Annotated in this window: 25 protein-coding genes and 1 pseudogene; 8 read left to right on the forward strand and 18 right to left on the reverse strand. The window is 38.6% G+C overall.

Annotated features, from left to right (window positions below; translation table 11 throughout):
* Positions 1-192 precede the first annotated feature (192 nt).
* Positions 193-1,398, reverse strand: a complete 1,206-nt coding sequence (locus AC1DSK_RS14000) for an MFS transporter (protein ID WP_477548148.1) — start codon at positions 1,396-1,398, stop codon at positions 193-195.
* Positions 1,399-1,424: 26 nt separating this feature from the next.
* Positions 1,425-2,006: a TetR/AcrR family transcriptional regulator gene (locus tag AC1DSK_RS14005; protein ID WP_477548149.1), complete on the reverse strand. Its 582-nt coding sequence runs from the start codon at positions 2,004-2,006 to the stop codon at positions 1,425-1,427.
* Between the two features lie 477 nt (positions 2,007-2,483).
* Between AC1DSK_RS14005 and AC1DSK_RS14010 the strand changes: the two genes are divergently transcribed.
* The 3 genes from AC1DSK_RS14010 to AC1DSK_RS14020 all read left to right on the forward strand — a co-directional run bounded on the left by AC1DSK_RS14010 (position 2,484) and on the right by AC1DSK_RS14020 (position 4,454).
* Positions 2,484-2,801: a diguanylate cyclase domain-containing protein gene (locus AC1DSK_RS14010; protein ID WP_477548150.1), complete on the forward strand. Its 318-nt coding sequence runs from the start codon at positions 2,484-2,486 to the stop codon at positions 2,799-2,801.
* A gap of 39 nt (positions 2,802-2,840) precedes the next feature.
* The gene (locus AC1DSK_RS14015) at positions 2,841-3,509 is read left to right on the forward strand and encodes a lysoplasmalogenase (RefSeq protein ID WP_477548151.1); all 669 of its coding nucleotides are present in this window, start codon (positions 2,841-2,843) and stop codon (positions 3,507-3,509) included.
* Positions 3,510-4,217: 708 nt separating this feature from the next.
* Complete coding sequence (locus tag AC1DSK_RS14020) at positions 4,218-4,454, forward strand: YkuS family protein (RefSeq protein WP_477531645.1); 237 nt, start codon at positions 4,218-4,220, stop codon at positions 4,452-4,454.
* 104 nt (positions 4,455-4,558) lie between these two features.
* Here the strand turns inward: AC1DSK_RS14020 and AC1DSK_RS14025 are convergent, their stop codons facing one another.
* From AC1DSK_RS14025 to AC1DSK_RS14035, 3 genes are all read right to left on the reverse strand, one after another.
* Complete coding sequence (locus AC1DSK_RS14025; RefSeq protein ID WP_477548152.1) at positions 4,559-4,768, reverse strand: WGxxGxxG family protein; 210 nt, start codon at positions 4,766-4,768, stop codon at positions 4,559-4,561.
* 225 nt (positions 4,769-4,993) lie between these two features.
* Entirely contained in the window at positions 4,994-5,116 is a 123-nt protein-coding gene (locus AC1DSK_RS14030; RefSeq protein WP_016427985.1) for a hypothetical protein, read from the reverse strand.
* A gap of 203 nt (positions 5,117-5,319) precedes the next feature.
* Complete coding sequence (locus tag AC1DSK_RS14035; protein WP_016427986.1) at positions 5,320-5,904, reverse strand: phosphatidylglycerophosphatase A family protein; 585 nt, start codon at positions 5,902-5,904, stop codon at positions 5,320-5,322.
* 107 nt (positions 5,905-6,011) lie between these two features.
* Here AC1DSK_RS14035 and AC1DSK_RS14040 point away from each other — a divergent pair, with 107 nt between their 5' ends.
* The 3 genes from AC1DSK_RS14040 (at position 6,012) to AC1DSK_RS14050 (ending at position 7,760) form a co-directional block, all read left to right on the forward strand.
* On the forward strand, positions 6,012-6,734 hold the full coding sequence (locus AC1DSK_RS14040) for an alpha/beta hydrolase (protein WP_477548153.1): 723 nt from the start codon (positions 6,012-6,014) through the stop codon (positions 6,732-6,734).
* 77 nt (positions 6,735-6,811) lie between these two features.
* Complete coding sequence (locus AC1DSK_RS14045; RefSeq protein WP_477548154.1) at positions 6,812-7,330, forward strand: YjcG family protein; 519 nt, start codon at positions 6,812-6,814, stop codon at positions 7,328-7,330.
* A 1-nt stretch (position 7,331) separates the two neighbouring features.
* Positions 7,332-7,760, forward strand: a complete 429-nt coding sequence (locus tag AC1DSK_RS14050; protein WP_477548155.1) for a GNAT family N-acetyltransferase — start codon at positions 7,332-7,334, stop codon at positions 7,758-7,760.
* Between the two features lie 36 nt (positions 7,761-7,796).
* Here AC1DSK_RS14050 and AC1DSK_RS14055 read toward each other — a convergent pair whose 3' ends face one another.
* From AC1DSK_RS14055 to AC1DSK_RS14080, 6 genes are all read right to left on the reverse strand, one after another.
* Positions 7,797-8,057, reverse strand: a complete 261-nt coding sequence (locus AC1DSK_RS14055) for a stage VI sporulation protein F (protein ID WP_477598304.1) — start codon at positions 8,055-8,057, stop codon at positions 7,797-7,799.
* A gap of 11 nt (positions 8,058-8,068) precedes the next feature.
* Entirely contained in the window at positions 8,069-8,206 is a 138-nt protein-coding gene (locus AC1DSK_RS14060; RefSeq protein WP_477598306.1) for a YjcZ family sporulation protein, read from the reverse strand.
* Positions 8,207-8,272: 66 nt separating this feature from the next.
* Positions 8,273-8,638, reverse strand: a complete 366-nt coding sequence (spoVAE, locus tag AC1DSK_RS14065) for a stage V sporulation protein AE (protein ID WP_477548156.1) — start codon at positions 8,636-8,638, stop codon at positions 8,273-8,275.
* 9 nt (positions 8,639-8,647) lie between these two features.
* Positions 8,648-9,652, reverse strand: a complete 1,005-nt coding sequence (locus AC1DSK_RS14070) for a stage V sporulation protein AD (protein WP_477548157.1) — start codon at positions 9,650-9,652, stop codon at positions 8,648-8,650.
* Entirely contained in the window at positions 9,646-10,101 is a 456-nt protein-coding gene (gene spoVAC, locus AC1DSK_RS14075) for a stage V sporulation protein AC (RefSeq protein ID WP_016427994.1), read from the reverse strand. Before spoVAC ends, AC1DSK_RS14070 begins: the two co-directional genes overlap by 7 nt.
* Positions 10,101-10,508, reverse strand: a complete 408-nt coding sequence (locus AC1DSK_RS14080) for a YhcN/YlaJ family sporulation lipoprotein (protein WP_477548158.1) — start codon at positions 10,506-10,508, stop codon at positions 10,101-10,103. Before AC1DSK_RS14080 ends, spoVAC begins: the two co-directional genes overlap by 1 nt.
* 131 nt (positions 10,509-10,639) lie before the next feature.
* Here AC1DSK_RS14080 and AC1DSK_RS14085 point away from each other — a divergent pair, with 131 nt between their 5' ends.
* Positions 10,640-11,194: a CotY/CotZ family spore coat protein gene (locus AC1DSK_RS14085; protein ID WP_477548159.1), complete on the forward strand. Its 555-nt coding sequence runs from the start codon at positions 10,640-10,642 to the stop codon at positions 11,192-11,194.
* Between the two features lie 176 nt (positions 11,195-11,370).
* Here AC1DSK_RS14085 and AC1DSK_RS14090 read toward each other — a convergent pair whose 3' ends face one another.
* The 3 genes from AC1DSK_RS14090 to mgtE all read right to left on the reverse strand — a co-directional run bounded on the left by AC1DSK_RS14090 (position 11,371) and on the right by mgtE (position 14,138).
* Positions 11,371-11,775, reverse strand: a complete 405-nt coding sequence (locus tag AC1DSK_RS14090) for a hypothetical protein (protein WP_477548160.1) — start codon at positions 11,773-11,775, stop codon at positions 11,371-11,373.
* A gap of 42 nt (positions 11,776-11,817) precedes the next feature.
* The gene (fabI, locus tag AC1DSK_RS14095; RefSeq protein ID WP_016427998.1) at positions 11,818-12,588 is read right to left on the reverse strand and encodes an enoyl-ACP reductase FabI; all 771 of its coding nucleotides are present in this window, start codon (positions 12,586-12,588) and stop codon (positions 11,818-11,820) included.
* 182 nt (positions 12,589-12,770) lie between these two features.
* Complete coding sequence (gene mgtE / locus AC1DSK_RS14100) at positions 12,771-14,138, reverse strand: magnesium transporter (protein ID WP_477548161.1); 1,368 nt, start codon at positions 14,136-14,138, stop codon at positions 12,771-12,773.
* Between the two features lie 100 nt (positions 14,139-14,238).
* Between mgtE and prpE the strand changes: the two are divergent.
* Positions 14,239-14,981 (forward strand): annotated as a pseudogene (prpE, locus tag AC1DSK_RS14105) (bis(5'-nucleosyl)-tetraphosphatase PrpE).
* Here the strand turns inward: prpE and AC1DSK_RS14110 are convergent.
* From AC1DSK_RS14110 to AC1DSK_RS14125, 4 genes are read right to left on the reverse strand one after another with little or no spacing between them, the layout of a single operon-like run.
* Positions 14,978-15,850: an RluA family pseudouridine synthase gene (locus AC1DSK_RS14110; RefSeq protein ID WP_477548162.1), complete on the reverse strand. Its 873-nt coding sequence runs from the start codon at positions 15,848-15,850 to the stop codon at positions 14,978-14,980. The pseudogene prpE and the gene AC1DSK_RS14110 overlap by 4 nt on opposite strands.
* Entirely contained in the window at positions 15,843-16,643 is an 801-nt protein-coding gene (locus tag AC1DSK_RS14115; protein WP_016428002.1) for an NAD kinase, read from the reverse strand. Before AC1DSK_RS14115 ends, AC1DSK_RS14110 begins: the two co-directional genes overlap by 8 nt.
* Complete coding sequence (gene yjbM, locus AC1DSK_RS14120; protein WP_477548163.1) at positions 16,640-17,320, reverse strand: GTP diphosphokinase; 681 nt, start codon at positions 17,318-17,320, stop codon at positions 16,640-16,642. The genes AC1DSK_RS14115 and yjbM overlap by 4 nt, the downstream gene beginning before the upstream one ends.
* A gap of 46 nt (positions 17,321-17,366) precedes the next feature.
* Positions 17,367-17,753, reverse strand: coding sequence for a UPF0738 family protein (locus tag AC1DSK_RS14125; protein ID WP_477548164.1), 387 nt, complete (start codon positions 17,751-17,753; stop codon positions 17,367-17,369).
* Positions 17,754-17,811 lie beyond the last annotated feature (58 nt).

Below are 17,811 nucleotides of genomic sequence, written 5' to 3' on the forward strand. Positions count from 1 at the left end.
TTTTAATTAAAGTAGAATGGAAATTTAAAAACCTAAACCCCTTGATCAATATGAACAAGGAGTTTAGGTTCAAAGATTAGAGTATAGCTTTTCGAGTCAGAGAGTTTTCTAGCTCCAGAAGGAAAGCTACTTTGAATGATCATCGCAGGAACAATCTTGGTCTTTTATTGTTCCGAAGGCCTTCGTGCTTTTCTAATTAATTGCTAAGCTTTCTGCCAATTCGTTTTCTTTCCACATGACTGTAATACATAGGCCAATGACCATAATGACAGCTGCGAATAGATAAGGATAGTGGATGTTTACGTCAAATAGTATTCCGCCCATGGCTGGCCCGACGATATTACCTAAGCTCGTATAGGTTGAATTCATACCTGCTACAAATCCTTGCTCGTTCCCGCCAGCTTTTGATAAAAATGTCGTCACTGCCGGACGAAGCAAGTCAAATGCGAGGAAGATGAAGCTAGTTACCACCAGTACTGCCAAAAAGCTAGAGACCAAGGTAGACGCCACCGCCAATATTGCACCTATAATCAAACATAATTGGATCAGTTTCTTTTCACCGAGTTTATCTACCATTTTTCCAAACATAAATACTTGCACAACAACTCCAAAGATTGAGCTTATTGTAATAATAGCTGCAAGGTCTTTAGGCGTGAAGCCGAATTTATGATTAGAAAATAGGCTAAAAACAGTTTCATATGCTGATAAACCGAAAGCGAGTACAAATACAATGATAAATGCAATAAAGTAAAGCGGATGAAGTGATCTTTTTAAATCGCCAATAAAGTTTGTTTGCTTTGTATTTGCAGAAATTTCCGAAAGCTGTTCCTTTGTTAGAGGCTCTTTTAAAATAAACATTGATGAAATACATGCTAAAAAAGCAATTGCTGCCGCAAAGAAGAAGGGCAAGCGAACACCATATTCTGCAATAAATCCACCGATACCAGGTCCTATAATAAAGCCAGTACTTATGGCAGCAGAAATATAGCCCATTGCTTTTGCCCGCTCCTGAACTGATGTAATATCTGCAACATATGCAGTAACACCCGGCATAATAAAGGCGGCACTAATTCCCCCTAGAAACCTTGATAAATAAAGAACCGATACGTTCGTGCCTACACCAAAGATAAGTTCTGAAACACCAAAAAGGAATAAGCCGAATATGATGATTTTCTTTCTGCCGTAACGGTCAACCCACCGACCTGCGAATGGTGACAGAAGCAGTTGCGCTACCGCAAATACGGCAACAAGATAGCCCATCGTACTTCCTGATAAATGCATGATATTCATAAATGACGGCATAACGGGGATGATGAGTCCAATTCCTAGAAATGCAATGAATATATTGCTTAAAAGAATAATTAATACCGTCTTTTGTTTTTTAATTGGTTTTTTCATATTTTAACACCTTTTTTCTGTATGACTCATTGATGTGAAATACCTCTCCAAAATACTGTCCAAGAGGCTGCTAATTTGTCCTTCAGCCGTTTCTCATTATTGCCGTATACAAGCTCCAGCAAAATGGAATCGACTACTCCTAAGAAAGCATAGGTAGGCGTTATTGCCACATCTCCGAAGATTAATTTTGCATTGATCCAATCCTGAAATTTTCTTTCCAGTATTATCTGTACCTTTTCCTCGATATCTATGACTTCCTGTTCTATTGCTTTTTCAAGATGGGCTGGCGGAAAAAAAGACATACGCAGCCAAAACTTTAACTGCTCATTTTTTTGGAAAAGATCGATGACCAATTGTAGAAATCCGTATAAATCTTTTTCAGGGTTTTTTGAATCAACTTGACTAAAATATTGTAGTTTTGAAGATAGCTCCGTCTCTTTTGCATCCCGTAAAACTTGCAGAAAAAGATCATCCTTTCCTTTAAAATGGGCATAAATGGATTGCTTTTTCATGCCGACTTCTTCAGCTATTAGAGAAAGGGATGCTCCTTCATAACCATGAATTGTGAAATATTTTAGAGCTGCTTTCTTAATTTCATTGCTTTTCAATAATATCACCTCGAATTTAACGAACGTTCGTTAGTTATATTAGCAAACTAAATAAATATAAGCAAGCGGATTAGTTTATAGAAAGGTTTTACAGCACGGTAATGCAGAAAAATCTTCCATAATCGGCCGCGATTGTGGAACAACACAAGTAGAAAATAATCAAACTTTTTTCAAAAACTGACCACTTTTATATTTGGAATTGACTCCTTACACTACATCTCCTTTTACAATATTTTGACAGGTGTTTGTGCTGACAAAGTTGAGTTATTGATAACGAAAATATTTACAGGTTTAAAGAAGTATAATTAATAAATTTCTATTATTTTCAAATTCATGAGATATAATATTGAAAAAAAGACTGTAGCGACTTTCCAGTTGAACTCTCTCTTGCCGCTTGGTTAGAGGAAGGAAACACATATTTATTACGGAAAGAAAAAGAGCTGAGAAAAAATCAACTAAATTGTTTATCGTGACCCTTTGACAGGGTTGGCGAATCGTCATTTATTAAATGATCGCCCCACTCAAGCACTTAATCTGGCAAATGAAAATAAGCATACCATTGGTATCATATTTATCGAATTGGACCTTTTTAAGTACATAAATGACACGTTAGGACATACCGTAGGTGATTATTTATTAATTGAGGTTGCCCAGCGAATTCAAGCCTGCGTGGTTAAAGAGGATACAGTGACACTACGCTCATCATGTCTAGGTGGAATTCGAAACTCAGATAGGATGCATATTATAAAAGAGGAAATCGTAGATTATTTGAAGAATACATTACTGAATACTTGATAGAATTGCTAGTTAATTAATTTACACTTGGAGGTAGTCATGACACTTAAAAAATACTGGTTGCCAGTGCTCATTCTATTCATGAGCGTTCTCTACATTTTCATAATTCCTAAAGATCCACTTACTGTAAAGCTCTTGTTTAAATTAATTCCAATGTGGCTGATTATTTACTATGCCTATTTGCAAGCGCCTGCTAAGAAATTGCTTACACATTGGCTACTGTTAATCGGTCTATTTTTTTGTATGCTCGGAGACGGCTTACTCGTCTACTGGTTTGTCTTTGGATTATCCGCTTTTCTGATAGGACACCTGTTTTATTTTGCGGGATTTTTGTCTAGATGGAACTTTTCAAAAATCCGTTTTTCAACCATCGTACCGATTGCGATTTACGGTTACTTCTTCGGTAAAGAAATCATCAGTGCTCTAACTCTTGATGGCAACGATACATTAGTATTACCCGTCGTGTTTTATATCATCGTCATTTCTTTGATGGCATGGTCTGCAATCATGACAGGCAACAAATTGGCGATTGTTGGAAGTATTTTGTTTGTCATTTCCGATTCCATTTTGTCCTGGAATATGTTTGTTTCCGATATTCCGTATTCAGGAATCCTTATTATGACGACTTATTACAGCGCACAATTTTTGATTGCTAATAGCATACGTTCCATTGTATCTGAAACTAAACGACCGTCTGCTTTCTCTTAAATAATTTTCTAGTTATTATAACATTCTCCATTTATCACTATGATCCTTTAAGTTATCATTAAAGTCTTAATTGCATCTTCCGCTTCTAAATACTTTTAACACAATGTCATCTAAAAGATTATTGTTAATCAAGTGAAAAAAGTATCCTAGAAAAATTGCCAAATAAAAGCCCATCCACAATAACTGTGGTTGGGCTATTTCAATTCTTCAAAAAGTCCTACTACATCAACTTCATTATATTGTTAATTATGCTACCAATTAAGAGGAAAAAAGAACAGAATAAACTGCTTAAAATGACGAAAGTGCAAAAAGTCCTTAAAAAAGTAAGAAAAGCGTCCAGGCAATTGCCTAGACGCTTCTTTGGTTTGACTGACAACCTGGTTAAGTTCCGCAGTCAATATAGTTTATGCAATACCATCCTGTTTATGTACAGAATTGCTTATCAAACCATTGTTAAACTTTCTCTCAAGTTTATATCTCATTAACTTTTTTTTGATGGCTTTTTTGCTTTAGGATATAAAGTGTCCATAAGCTAAAGTCACCTGCACACTTAAATATCATTTGAGGGCAAGTTATTAACTGCCATTTGACATCTGCAATATTGTTTAGAGGTTATCTTTTTATTCTTCTATGTCTTCTACGGTTATTGGAGCAACTTTGGGGAAGATTAATGATGTTGTTTTATTTTTATGAAAGGAGGTTTAAGAAATGGCAAAGATTGCTGTTGAAAAACCCTATGAAGACGTTAAAAAGGCTTTAGAAGAAAAAGGTCACACAGTGAAGATGTTCAGCACTGATGAGAATGTTTCAGGTTACGATATGGGTGTCGTAAGGACCATTAATGAAGGTCATAATGACGAATTTGAATTTCCGGTTGTAGCTATGTCAGGAATGTCTATTGATAACGTAGTACAAGCGGTAGAACATCGGCTAGGTCAGATGTAATCGGAATTAATCGAATCAAAAAAGAAGCTCAATTTACTTGAGCTTCTTTCTTTAATTCCTTTGTACGACAAATTAAAAAACCCACTAAAATGAGTGGGAACAAGCTATTTCACATGGCGATCGCGGTGATCATCTTTTCTTTTTAAGCCCATTAATCCAAACAAGCCTAACAATCCAAGCCAACCCCATTCCATATCATCAACGTCGTCTTCCACGGCATCCTTATTTATCGTGATAGGTGTAGCATAAGTAGTTGTTTCTGCAAATGAAAAAGCAATCATAAAAGCAAGGAAAAGTGCTACAAGTTTTTTCATTAATATTCCTCCTCTGAGTAAGTAGAATTAATCATTGCCTTAATCAAAACCGATTATTCACAATCACATTTACTCAGGAATTGAGGTGAAAGATTGGATAAAAAAAGAAAAAAGATGTCAGCTCATTTACTTCAAGGTTTCGAATAATACTCTTGCGAAAAAATGTTTTTAACGTATGAACGAAAAAGCGTCATCTCATTTGAGAAGACGCTTCCCTACTTTTCTCTAAGCTTTCCAAACTCCACGTTCCCACTTCTCAATAAATTGCTCAAACGTAAGACCATATCGTTCTCTAATTTTATGATACACAAAATATTGTCCCAAGCTTTCGATGAGTCGCTCTTCCATTTAAACTCCTCCTGCTGTATTGATGGATTCATTTATTCTATTCATCAATAGCTTGTCCATAGACATGAAATCATATTCAAGTTTTTATAAGGATAAGTGTGATTCAACATATGTTTATCAGAACAAAAAAACGTTGAAGACGAAAATTCCTTCAACGTTTTTCTATAACTCTAGCTTAAAAAGATGGTACTACTTTTTTCTTATTAGGTCGTTGTTCCTTCAATATTTGTTTCTGGAGCTGTCTCTTCTGGTTTAATATCGGCAAATGTCTCATTATGCTCTTCTAAGTCCCGTGTACGGTGTGCAATTCTTGACGATGCACATGCAGCGATACTGGCAACAAGATCGTCCAAAAATGTGTGTATGCCTTCACCTATTTTTGTATCCAGTTTTTTGATAATCCCAATTTTATTCTTATCTAGATGACCGAATGTGGTTACCGCTATACTTCCATACGTAAAAACGGAACCTAATGCAATCGTTTCATCTACTCCAAATAACCCTTCATCCGCTTCAACAATCTGTTGCAATGGCGTAGAGAGCATTTTCTTCTCTGCCAATTCATCAAGCTCAATGCCAACCAAAATGGCATGTTGCATTTCTCTTTTTTTAAGAACACTTTCGACCGATTCTATGCAATGTTCCAATGTAAGGCCTACATTGTATGCAACTTGCATTTCGTATACAATTTTCGCTATTTCTTCAATTGATACACCTCGGCGCTGCAAAGCCTCTTTTGTAGCTTCGAATACTTGCTTAGAGTGTACGCGCAAACCATTTCTATCCATTGTGCCATCTCCATTTCTTCCAATTCTTGTTGTCATTATTCATAATTATACCTTCCACCTTCAGTATGGTACAATTTCTGTAGCAAGATTTAGAGGAGGTTAAACCGTTGTCTAAAGGTACAATCCAAGACGTAACGCTATTTAGTGACGCCTTACAAGAAGATATGCAACTGCTGATTTATATACCAGCAAATTATTCACCACTTTATAAATATACAGTTTTAATTGCGTCTGACGGAAAAGATTACTTCCAATTGGGAAGAATTTCCCGTGTTGCGGACGAATTACTCGAAAACAAAGAAATTGAAAATATGATCATTGTCGGTGTCCCATATAAAAACGTGGAAGATCGCCGTCGCAAATACCATCCATCAGGAGATCAGCATGATGCATACTTGCGTTTTCTTGCACATGAACTTGTTCCTTATTTGGATTTAACTTACCCTACATATCAGATTGGAATGGGACGAGCCCTAATCGGCGACTCATTGGCAGCAACTGCTTCCCTTCTTGCCGCTATCAAATACCCCAATATATTTGGGAAAGTCCTTTTACACTCCCCGATGGTCAATGAAGATGTATTGGAAAAAATTAAAAATGTCCGGACACCGCATTCGTTCTCGGTTTATCATGTCATTGGAACTGGCGAAGATGCAGTAAAGCTAACCAATGGAGAGATTGAAAACTTCCTTGAACCGAACAGGGTTTTAAATTCATTGATGCAAGACAAAGGATTTTCGTTGTTCTATGACGAATTTGAAGGAGAGCATACTTGGAAACATTGGCAACCGGATTTGAAACGTGCGATTAAAATGAATTTCGGACATTGATCGTCAAATGAAGCCTTATCCAGAAAATTTGCTATACTATAAGTATGTACTTATTAAACTAAAAGGAGGTTTTTAGGATGAAATATGGAGTCGTTGCATTCCCATCTAAAAAACTACAAGACTTGGCAAACTCATACCGCAAACGTTATGATCCACATTATGCACTCATCACCCCTCACATGACGGTCAAGGGCGTATTCGAAGCTAGTGACACTGAGATTGAACAACTTTCTACAAGAATCAGCAACGTTGTCAAACGTCACAAACCCTTCAAAATACACACAACTAAAGTGAGTTCCTTTTCACCGGTTACGAATGCAATTTATTTCAAAGTGGAACCGAGTGAAGAATTGCTTAATTTACATGAAGATTTGCATTCTGAAGAAGTGGGTGGCAAAGCTGAATATGCCTTTGTCCCTCATATTACCATCGCACAAAAAATGTCATCCGGTGAACATGACGATATTTATGGCCAATTGAAAATGATTGGTGTCGATCACGAGGAAACTATCGATCGCTTGCATTTGCTGTATCAACTTGAAGATGGCTCTTGGACGGTTTATGAAACATTCCGTTTGACTGGAGCTGAAAATTGATTTGATTACTGCCAAACGAGTGGAAATACCAAAAGAGCTGGATGATGCATTTTTTGTTCGTCAAAAAGTATTCGTGGATGAACAGGATGTCCCAGTACATTTAGAGATGGATGAATATGATCAGTCTGCTGTTCATTTCGTGACGTATGACGATGAAATGCCTATAGGTGCGGGCCGAATTCGAGAACCTGAACCAGGGATCGCAAAAGTTGAACGTGTCTGTATCTTGCCTCAATATCGTGGCAAGCATTTAGGAAATTTGATGATGGAAACGATGGAAAGTTATGCGAGAGACGCTGGTTTAACGACAGTTAAACTAAATGCGCAGTCTTATGCCGTTCCTTTTTATGAAAAACTCTCTTATCAAATTACCTCGCCTGAATTTATGGATGCAGGTATACCCCATCGTGCCATGGAAAAAAATCTATAATAAAAAGCACTTGTTCATCTGAACAAGTGCTTTTATTTATTMGTTTTTTTGGTTCATCATGTTTGCTATCTCATTAAGATTTAGCTTGTTTCCTTTTTGAACAACTGATTGAACAATTTGGTCCTCGAAATCGCTTGAAATCTGCTTTCCAGCAATTTTAGATACTCTTCGAACGATTTTTTTCACTTGGCGTTCATCTGAAAAATCAGCGTGCTGGATGGCATTCGCCAATGTAAAAACTTCATCCATCGATACACCAGTTTTTTGCTCAATCTTCTTAAAAAATGAGTCTTGCATTTGTTCCCCTCCTATCTGATGAAACTACTCCCTACGATGATTAATAGGATGAATAGTACAAMTATGAGGATAAATGTTGACCCTTGATAAGGAGCACGAGCTGGATACATTTTTGGATAACCACCGCAAGGACTATAACCCTCACACATACGATTCCCTCCCTTACCACTCGAACTAGAATATGCGAACGAGTTTAAAGGAAGAGGGCTTTTTCCTCAGGACACTTTACCTTTGGACTTGAAAATGATTGCTGCAACCACACCGAATATAATGGCTGCACTGATACCTGAACTTGTCACTTCGAACATACCGGTTAATACGCCTATAAAACCATGTTTTTCTGCCTCCGCCATAGCTCCATGAGTAAGTGAATTACCAAAAGAAGTAATGGGAATAGTTGCTCCTGCTCCTGCAAAATCGATGAAAGGCTCATATAAGCCAAACCCATCTAGAACAGAACCAATGACTACCAATAAACTTAATGTATGCGCTGGCGTTAATTTCGCCACATCAAAAAGTAGTTGTCCCACTACACAAATAAGTCCACCAATGATAAATGCTATAATGATTGAAACGATCATATTGTCACCTCATTCCATCGACAATTCAACAGCATGGGCAATACATGGGATCGTTTCACCCTGTTGAAATGAAAGTGGGGATAATAAAGCACCAGTGGCTACCAGCAGTATTTTCTTATATTGTTTCGCGAATAATTCAGCATAAATTGGTCCTAGAAAGACCGTTGCAGAACAACCAGCTCCGCTGGCTCCAGATAAAAATTTATCGTCATTTCCGTAAAATTCCGCTCCTGCATCACGATATTTATCAACAAGATAAGAAGAAACTCCACTTGTTTTGATAAGTTCCTGTAAAATGGCAAAGCCATTCTTCCCAAGATCCCCAGTCATGACAAAATCATAAGAAGTTCCTTTATTTTGAGCTAAATGTCGCTGAATTGTATCAAAGGCTGCCGGTGCCATAGCACTCCCCATATCAAGTGGATCCGTACATTCACAATCCATAACTTGACCAATTGTGGCAGACTGCACGAATGGTTTACCAACTTGATTGTGGGAAAGAACTCCGTAACCTGCTCCAGTTACAGTCCATTGGCCTGTAGGAGGCTTTTGTGCACCGTATTCAATTGGATACCTAAACTGTCTCTCAACAGCGTTATGCTGGCTAGCTGCACCAAATAAGATCCGATCCATTTGTTTGGTTTCAAGAAAGAAACTTGCTGTAATTAGAGAAGAAATGCTTGTTGCACAAGCAGAAAACATACCCATAAACGGAGTAGCAAGTTGGCGTGCCGCAAAATTGGTTGGTGTCATTTGATTGATCAAATCTCCTCCAAGGAACAAATCGATATCAGGGAGTTGAAATCCACCTTTCATGATTGCCAAATTACAAGTATCCTCTATTAACTGGGAATGACCTTTTTCGTTTGAGCCTTGTCCAAGACGTTCATCATCGTAGACATGGTCGAAATGAGGATGGAAGGGACTTTCTTTTTCTAGAGGACCAACAGCAACTGCCGTTGAAACGATACTTGGCTTTGAAGCAAACTGATACGTCCGCGAATTACTTACCAAGAGATCACCCCCATCTTAACTAGTATGGTTTTGATGAGTGCTACGACAAAGGCAGAGAAAGTACCATAGACGATTACTGGACCTGCCAGTTTAAACATATTGACGCCTACTCCTAAAATAAAACCTTCCGATTTATGTTCAATTGCTGCAGAGATTACGGCATTACCAAAACCTGTTACAGGAACAGCCGAACCTGCACCACCAAACTGGCCAATTTTTTTATAAATACCGAACCCTGTTAATAACATGGAAATAAAAACCATCGTGGCTACAGTTGGATTGCTCGCAGTTCGCTCAGTAAATGAAAAATAGGCCATGTAGAAAAATGAAATGACTTGTCCGACAGCACAAATGATACCGCCAGTCAGAAATGCTTTCAGACAGTTCTTTAAAACGGGTCGCTTCGGTGCCATCTCGTCCACTGTTTGTTGATATGAATTGGGATCCATTACGTTTTCTCCTTTGCCAATGCTCGAAGTTTATCTAAATCTTTTTTCAAAGCATCCTCTGTCGGTTTCTTTTCAATAATTTTCTTCAGTTCCCAAGTGATTTTCAAATCAGGAGATACAAATACATCATGATCAGGAAAAACCGATTTCACTTCTTTTTCAATTGATTTTGCAATTTTTTCTTTGCTGAATTTCGACAATGGTTCTACTTGCAAGGACACAACCAACTGATGATCAAAGAACACGGCAGCAGCCTCGCTTATTTTCTCATTGTCCTGGAAGATTTCCTTGAGTGATTCAATTTCTTCCTGATCATCATCAACATGATAAATGGATACTTGCGGTTGGTCATTTGAACAACCCACCAATAGCAATAATATACAGATCAACAATCCGAATTTTTTCATTTTCAATTCACCTTTTATCCTAGTATGATGTTTTTCCAAAAATTTATGTATAAATTGGTTACGCGCCCTGACCATCGAACACAATCTACATATTGTATAAAGACTCTTAAAGAGAGTGAGGTGAAAACAAAATGGGATGTGGACGTAACTTGGAATCATCATCATCATCATCATCGTCATCGTCATCGTCATCTTCTGGACATTTCAAGAAGAAAGATCAATGTATCTGTGATGTAGTTCGTGCAATCAAAGACATTCAAGATCAAGCAACGGACATGGACTGTCCGGTATGTCCAACGAATTGCTTCTTGGAGCCACTTGGTGGATTAGTAAGTCCATCTCGTCACCAAGCTGATACTCGCGTATTCATGCTTTTGACGGACGATGGTACACCGTTCAAAGCTTTCTTCCGCGATAATGATCGTAAAGACTGTGATTGCTTCTCTGTATTCTTCCGTGTAGAAGAAATATTCGATGGTTGCTGTGCAACACTTCGTGTACTAGAACCTTTGGATCATCATCATAAAGAAGTAGATCTTTTAAACGACAATGGCGACAAATTGGATTTAAGAAAAATTTGTAAAGTTCGAGATTTCAGACTTTCTAACAGCTGTATTACCGTTGACTTGAATTGCTTCTGTGGCATTGAATGTGTAGCAGACGTATTTCTAGGTGTTTGTGACTAATAAATAAACACGTCAAGCGTGCAGTGTCTAATTAGCTCGACTTCCTTTCAAAAGGAAGTTGGGCTTAGTTTTTGTCTGTCAACAGAATATGTAAAATGACAAAAATAATTCAGCTAGTTCCAGATAAAAAGAAAAAACATCCACTATGTTAAAATGGATGTTTTCTTCACTACTATTCACACTCGAATCGGGAGAATTTTTCCTCCCCACCAAATCTCTTTAATTTCGTTAATTTCAAATGCCATAATCTCATCTTCATCAGATTTAATTTGGACACTATCTTGATAAAGCACATCCACGATTCCGCGAATTTTTTCACCATCTTGTAATTGAAAAATTAGTGGTTTATACACAAACTTTGCAAAATCTGACGTCAAAAAGCGCAATCTTTGCCACATCAATGGATCGGTTTCAATTACGGTTTCGACTTTGGCTTCAACATCGGCTTCGACTTTGGATTCGAGGGCTTTAACAACAGGCTCCGGGAAGATTGAAGTACTTTCTTCTTGCCAACGAGACACCTTACGAACATGCCTATAGACCGGCGGACCTTGGACAAAAAGGAGCGGATCATTTTCCAATGGAATATACACACCCTTTTTGAATTAGCTTATGCTGCAGGTTTACAATATGTGAAAACCGCTGTCACAATGAATGGTTTCACCTGTAATCCCGCGTGATAATTGACTAAATAAGAATAGTGCCGTATCCCCTACTTCTTCAGGTGTAGTATTACGACGAAGCGGTGCACGTTCTTCGATCTCTTTCAACACACTGTTAAAATCACTTACACCTTTAGCAGACAACGTACGGATTGGGCCAGCTGAAATGGCATTGACACGGATGTTATATTTCCCAAGATCTGCTGCCAAGTAACGTACTGACATATCAAGCGATGCTTTGGCAACACCCATGATATTGTAATTCGGTACCACTTTTTCTCCGCCTAAATAAGTTAAAGTGACAATACTTCCGCCTTCTGTCATTAATGGCTTAACAGCTTTCGCTACTACCGTTAATGAGAAAGCACTTATATTATGTGCAAGCAAAAACCCTTCACGTGAAGTATCTGAGAAGTTCCCCGCTAACTCTTCTGTTTTAGCAAATGCGATACAATGGGCTAAACCATCTACTTTTCCTACCGCTTGTCCAATTGTTGCGAAGCATTTCTCCACATCTTCGTCATTTGTTACATCACATGGAAGAACAATTTCATGTTTCCCTTCCAATGTTGCCACTAAATCACGCACGGGTTTCTCGAATCGTTCCCCCGCATACGTGAAAATGATATTCGCTCCCGCTTTATCCAACGACTGTGCGATTCCCCAAGCGATACTGCGTTTATTTGCTACACCCATGATGACAAACGTTTTCCCCTGCAATGACAAAGACATATAAAAATCCCCCTAATTAATATTCTTTATTAATACCTGGTACTAATAATACATCACAAAAAAAGAAAGTGCAAAAAGAATATCACACTAGTAAATAGTTAGTGGGTTTGTGAAGGCGCTTTTCATATAACAAAAAACCAGAACCTCAAATCAATGGGGTTCTGGTTTTCATTAAGCTAAAGTTATGTGAGAAACATGCTAGCCAATCCTAAATAGATTAAGATGCTGATAATGTCGTTGAGTGTCGTAATAAATGGTCCAGACGCCACAGCAGGGTCGATATTCATCCGGTGAATGAGTAACGGAATGAAAGATCCCGACAAGGTAGCAACAAAAATGGAGCCCAAAATTGCTGCCCCGACTAACAGTCCAAGCAATAAATCGTGTTGACTGAAAAACACAATGCCCACGCCAAATACCGCACAAACAATACCGGTGATTAGGCCTGTACCCGCCTCACGCATCAACAATTTCAATTTGCTTTGTTCGGCGATATCGCCTGTTGCAATACCCCGAACGGCTACAGCAAGTGCTTGGGTCCCACTATTGCCTGCCATTCCTGCAATTAACGGAATAAAAACAGCTAAAATGGCAACCTGGTCTAGTGTTTCTTCAAAAATACCCATCAAGTTTGCAGTGAGCATCCCCAAAAACAATAAAATAATGAGCCATGGCAACCTTTTTTTTGCTGCTGTTAATGGTCCTTTATCAAATGTATCCATCTCTGATACGGCTGCCAATTTCGAGTAATCATCATTCGCTTCTTCTTCGAGTACATCTAAAATATCATCAACTGTGATGATTCCAAGTAAATGATTTTGAAAATCTACTACAGGCACTGCCAGGAAATCATAGTCCTTTATCATTCTTGCTACTTCTTCCTGATCGTCACTGACTGACACACTTACTACACGTTCATTTCGAATCGTACGTATAAGAGTGTCTTCTTCGGCAATAATTAAATCACGTAATGAAACAACTCCCGTCAGCTGGTGATCATCGTTGACGACGAAAAGGTAGTAAATGGTCTCAGCTTCAGGGGCAGCGTTTCGCAAGATGGTCATCGCAGAGCGACATGTCGAATTTTCGGGAATTGCTACATATTCGGTCGTCATAATGGATCCGGCCGTATATTCTTCATAATGGAGCAAGTCTTTGATTTCCTTAGCCGACTCATCATCCATGATAGTCAAATAGCTGGCTACTTGATCTTTGCCCAGCTCATTTAGGACGTCTACAGCATTATCGGCATACATTTCGGATAACATATCCGCCGCATACGTATTGTCCATTTCTTTTAGAAAAGGTTCATATTCATCGTCATCGAGTTCAATCGACTGGAAAATTACTGCCATTTCTTTCGGAGAGAGATACTGATAGATAATTTGCCTGCTGTCAGGTCCCACCTTTTCAAAAAATTGTGCCTGATCATATGGATGAAGCGCTAAAAATTCATCTCTGAATTCATCTACTTGTTGGTCAGTCAGAAATGCTAGCAGTTGTTCAGCATCGAATTGGTTTTCTTCGTTATGTTTACGCTCCTCTGTCATGTATGCCCCCTCCTTTCTTTGCCCGTTACAATTCTACATTCCCCATTGTATGGGGTAAACTGAAGTTATAGCAAACTATTTTTATAATGAGGTGAACGAATTGTTGTACGATATCGTTGGAGATATCCATGGATGTTACGAAGAACTGACTGCATTGATTGAAAAATTAGGCTATCAACCGACTGAAGAGGGATTCGTTCATCCACAGGGACGCAAACTTGCCTTTGTCGGAGATGCAGCGGATAGAGGACCGCAAACCTTGGCAGTCCTGAACTTATTGTTTGATTTGCAGGATGCCACGCAGTTAATTTATTCCCCGGGAAATCATTGCAACAAACTTTATCGCTATTTTAAAGATCATAAAGTTCAAATTACTCATGGTCTGGAGACGACCGTTGCAGAATTTAAGCAATTATCTCCAAATAAACAAAAATCATTCAGAAAGCGATATATTGCTTTTTATGAAGCCCTTTCTTTCTACCAGCAGCTTGACGATAATCAACTGATTATCGCTCATGCTGGAATACGCGAAGATATGATCGGTAAACCGATACAAAAAAATATTATTGTTTTTGTCTTATACGGTGATATTTCCGGTAAACAACATGCTGATGGTCGTCCAATACGGGGAGATTGGGCCAAACATTATAAAGGTCCTGCATTTGTTGTATACGGTCATACACCTACCAAAGAAGCACGCTTCAAAAACCGAACGGTGAATATCGACACCGGCTGTGTGTTCGGCGGGAAATTATCTGCCCTTAGATATCCTGAGATGGAAGTGGTTTCAGTACTTCCCTCCAGCCATATGTAGAAGAAAAATTTCACGACTATGAAAACTAATGGAGTAATTTACTCATATCGTCTGGCAATGGACTCGTAATGGTTAAAATTTCTCCGGTTAAAGGATGTTTAATATCTACAGATGCACAATGGAGTGCCTGTCGTGTAATTAAGTCCAGTTTCCCCCCGTATAGATCATCTCCCATGATCGGATGACCAATATGAGCCAAATGTACACGAATTTGATGAGTTCTTCCCGTGTGCAATAGACATTTCACGTGCGAAAAATGTGAATCGTATCGAATGATACTGACATCGGTATGAGCAAATAGACCATCATTCCGTACTTCTCTCTCAATAATACTGCTTCCTTTACGTCCAATTGGTTCGATGATTTCTTGTGTCTGTTTCTCGACTCTGCCGTGAACAATGGCTTCATATGTCTTATTCATGACATGTCCTTGATTCATGATGTGATGGATGTGTCGATTTTTAACTAAACAGACTAAGCCAGATGTATCACGGTCTAGTCGAGTCAAAATATGGACTGTCGAAGGAATCGACATTTCTTCATAATAGTGAGCTACATAATTGGCTAACGTGTTTGATGGATGTTCCCTGGAAGGAATGGTGCTTTGACCAGGTGGTTTATTGACAATCAAGAGGACATCATCTTCGTAAATGATTTCCAGTGGACCTTCTTGGCGAATCAGCCCTGCACTCACTTCTTCATAAGGAAAAAGAACGGTCACTACATCCCCAACTGAAAGTGGATGTCTGACCGTTTTTTCTTGTCCGTTTACTAGTAAGGAACCGCCATCAAATTTAATTGATGTTAAAGTGCGTTTGGAAATCCCCCATTTACCTAGGGCTTCACGAAGTAATATAGGCTCCGTTGCGTTAAATACTAAATGAAATTGTTTATACATCGCTGTCGATAAATGAATCGTGTACACGTTTCCAGAAAGGAAATGGACGGAATCGAGCAAATCGCACTTTTTCTTTTGCTACACGATATTGGATGGATTTTACGTCTTTATGGAGCAGTTGCAAATGATCAATCGTCACCATGAAATCAACGGCCTTCACTGGTTTCAAAACGCATGTATGATGTGATGGTAAAACCAGAGGAGCGCCGACTGTACGGAAGACCCGATTGTTGATGGACGCCATTTCCGTCAACTGCATCGCTTCCAAAGATGGGTGAATAATTGCTCCACCAAGCGCCTTATTGTAGGCGGTACTTCCTGAAGGTGTCGACATACATAACCCATCGCCACGGAAACGTTCGAAATGGCTGTCATTCAGTTCGACATCCATCACCAATGTCACATCAGGAGATTTGATTGTGCTTTCATTTAAAGCCAAATAAACACTTTCTTCATCCGTATTACGATAATTAATGGTCGCTTCGAGCAAAGGATATTGAATCACTTCGAATTCTTTTTTGGCAATGGAAATCACCAACTTCTCGATTTCAGCTGGTTTCCAATCTGCATAAAATCCTAAATGACCTGTATGAATTCCAACAAAGGCTACTTTCGACAGTTGTTCACTATAGCGATGAAACGCGTGCAACAATGTCCCATCTCCACCGATTGAAATCACGATATCGGGTGACTCTTCATCCCACACCAGTCCAAAATCCGACAAGTAGGTTTTGGCATTGGCCATCAATTCGTTTGAGTGTGCATCATTCCTTGATTGAATGGCAAATTTCATAAATGCTTGGACCTACCTTCCCCAGAGTTAGATGGGAAATTCGCATTTCCACTCTCTTTATATTCACTGAAATATTTTTGTGCTTCCTGGATTTCATCACGGATTAGTGACATCTCTTCATCTAAACGAAATGCTGCTTCAGCTGCACTTTGCAACCGGTTTTTTATTTCTTCGGGAAATAATCCCTTATATTTGTAGTTTAACGAATGTTCAATGGATGCCCAAAAATTCATTGCCAACGTGCGGATTTGAATTTCCACCAGGATATGTATTTTCCCATGAATGGTTTGGACGGGATATTCAACAATCATGTGATATGAACGGTAGCCACTTGGTTTCTCATGTGAGATATAATCACGTTCTTCAACCACTTTGATATCGTGACGATTACGCAGTAACTCTACCACTGTCTCTATGTCATCAACGAATTGACACATGATACGCAACCCTGCAATATCTTGCAGTTCATTAACTAGTATGGCAGAGGGCTCGAAAGCAATTCCTTTTTCAAGTGTTTTATCATAGATACTTGCAAGAGGTTTCACACGGCCAGTAACAAACTCAATCGGTGAGTTTGTATTTGCTATTTCATATTGCGTCCGCATACCCTTTAATTTTATTTTCAATTCATCTACTGCTTGCTTATAAGGCTCTAAAAAACGCTTCCATTGCCCCATGACCAGTCCCCCTTGCCAATGCTATCATCGTGAATTTCTAATGAATTCAATTTGTAGCCAGTTGTTCTTTAAAAGCTTCTTCTACTGCATTTGCAAATTCTTCACCGTAATTGTGATTTCCTTCGATATTGAAGATCAGCATATTTAATTCTTCTCTGAAATTATCAAGCACAATATCCGTCTTTCCCCAAACTAACACAGGGTCCTTGTCTGCACCAAGTGTCACTGCCAGTAATGGCCACACTGTTTTGGGAAATAGAACATATGTATACCCATCGGAGTCATCCATTAAATAGACGAATGCATTCTCATCTGAATCAGTGATTAACTGACCAGCCGCTTTTACTTCCTGATTGGTTGGATCTTCTTGCAATAAAAAACGGATATCGTTTTCATTTTGTACACCGCTTTTGACAATATAAGTTTTACGCAATGTTTGTTCTTCCTTTCAATCTTTACTACCCCATATTTTATCATAGGTTCCCATATGT

This window comes from Paenisporosarcina sp. P4_B8 (assembly GCF_056402175.1).

Bases quoted from the DNA above. Each gene is read 5' to 3' on its own strand.
- AC1DSK_RS14035 (WP_016427986.1), bottom strand. From the start codon at position 5,904: ATGGATAGAAATGGTTTGCGCGTACACTCTAAGCAAGTATTCGAAGCT.
- AC1DSK_RS14025 (WP_477548152.1), bottom strand. From the start codon at position 4,768: ATGAAAAAACTTGTAGCACTTTTCCTTGCTTTTATGATTGCTTTTTCA.
- AC1DSK_RS14030 (WP_016427985.1), bottom strand. From the start codon at position 5,116: ATGGAAGAGCGACTCATCGAAAGCTTGGGACAATATTTTGTGTATCAT.
- spoVAC (WP_016427994.1), bottom strand. From the start codon at position 10,101: ATGGATCCCAATTCATATCAACAAACAGTGGACGAGATGGCACCGAAG.
- AC1DSK_RS14015 (WP_477548151.1), top strand. From the start codon at position 2,841: ATGACACTTAAAAAATACTGGTTGCCAGTGCTCATTCTATTCATGAGC.
- AC1DSK_RS14000 (WP_477548148.1), bottom strand. From the start codon at position 1,398: ATGAAAAAACCAATTAAAAAACAAAAGACGGTATTAATTATTCTTTTA.
- mgtE (WP_477548161.1), bottom strand. From the start codon at position 14,138: ATGACAGAGGAGCGTAAACATAACGAAGAAAACCAATTCGATGCTGAA.
- AC1DSK_RS14110 (WP_477548162.1), bottom strand. From the start codon at position 15,850: ATGTATAAACAATTTCATTTAGTATTTAACGCAACGGAGCCTATATTA.
- spoVAE (WP_477548156.1), bottom strand. From the start codon at position 8,638: ATGATCGTTTCAATCATTATAGCATTTATCATTGGTGGACTTATTTGT.
- yjbM (WP_477548163.1), bottom strand. From the start codon at position 17,320: ATGGGGCAATGGAAGCGTTTTTTAGAGCCTTATAAGCAAGCAGTAGAT.
- AC1DSK_RS14080 (WP_477548158.1), bottom strand. From the start codon at position 10,508: ATGAAAAAATTCGGATTGTTGATCTGTATATTATTGCTATTGGTGGGT.
- AC1DSK_RS14115 (WP_016428002.1), bottom strand. From the start codon at position 16,643: ATGAAATTTGCCATTCAATCAAGGAATGATGCACACTCAAACGAATTG.
- AC1DSK_RS14085 (WP_477548159.1), top strand. From the start codon at position 10,640: ATGGGATGTGGACGTAACTTGGAATCATCATCATCATCATCATCGTCA.
- AC1DSK_RS14045 (WP_477548154.1), top strand. From the start codon at position 6,812: ATGAAATATGGAGTCGTTGCATTCCCATCTAAAAAACTACAAGACTTG.
- fabI (WP_016427998.1), bottom strand. From the start codon at position 12,588: ATGTCTTTGTCATTGCAGGGGAAAACGTTTGTCATCATGGGTGTAGCA.
- AC1DSK_RS14020 (WP_477531645.1), top strand. From the start codon at position 4,218: ATGGCAAAGATTGCTGTTGAAAAACCCTATGAAGACGTTAAAAAGGCT.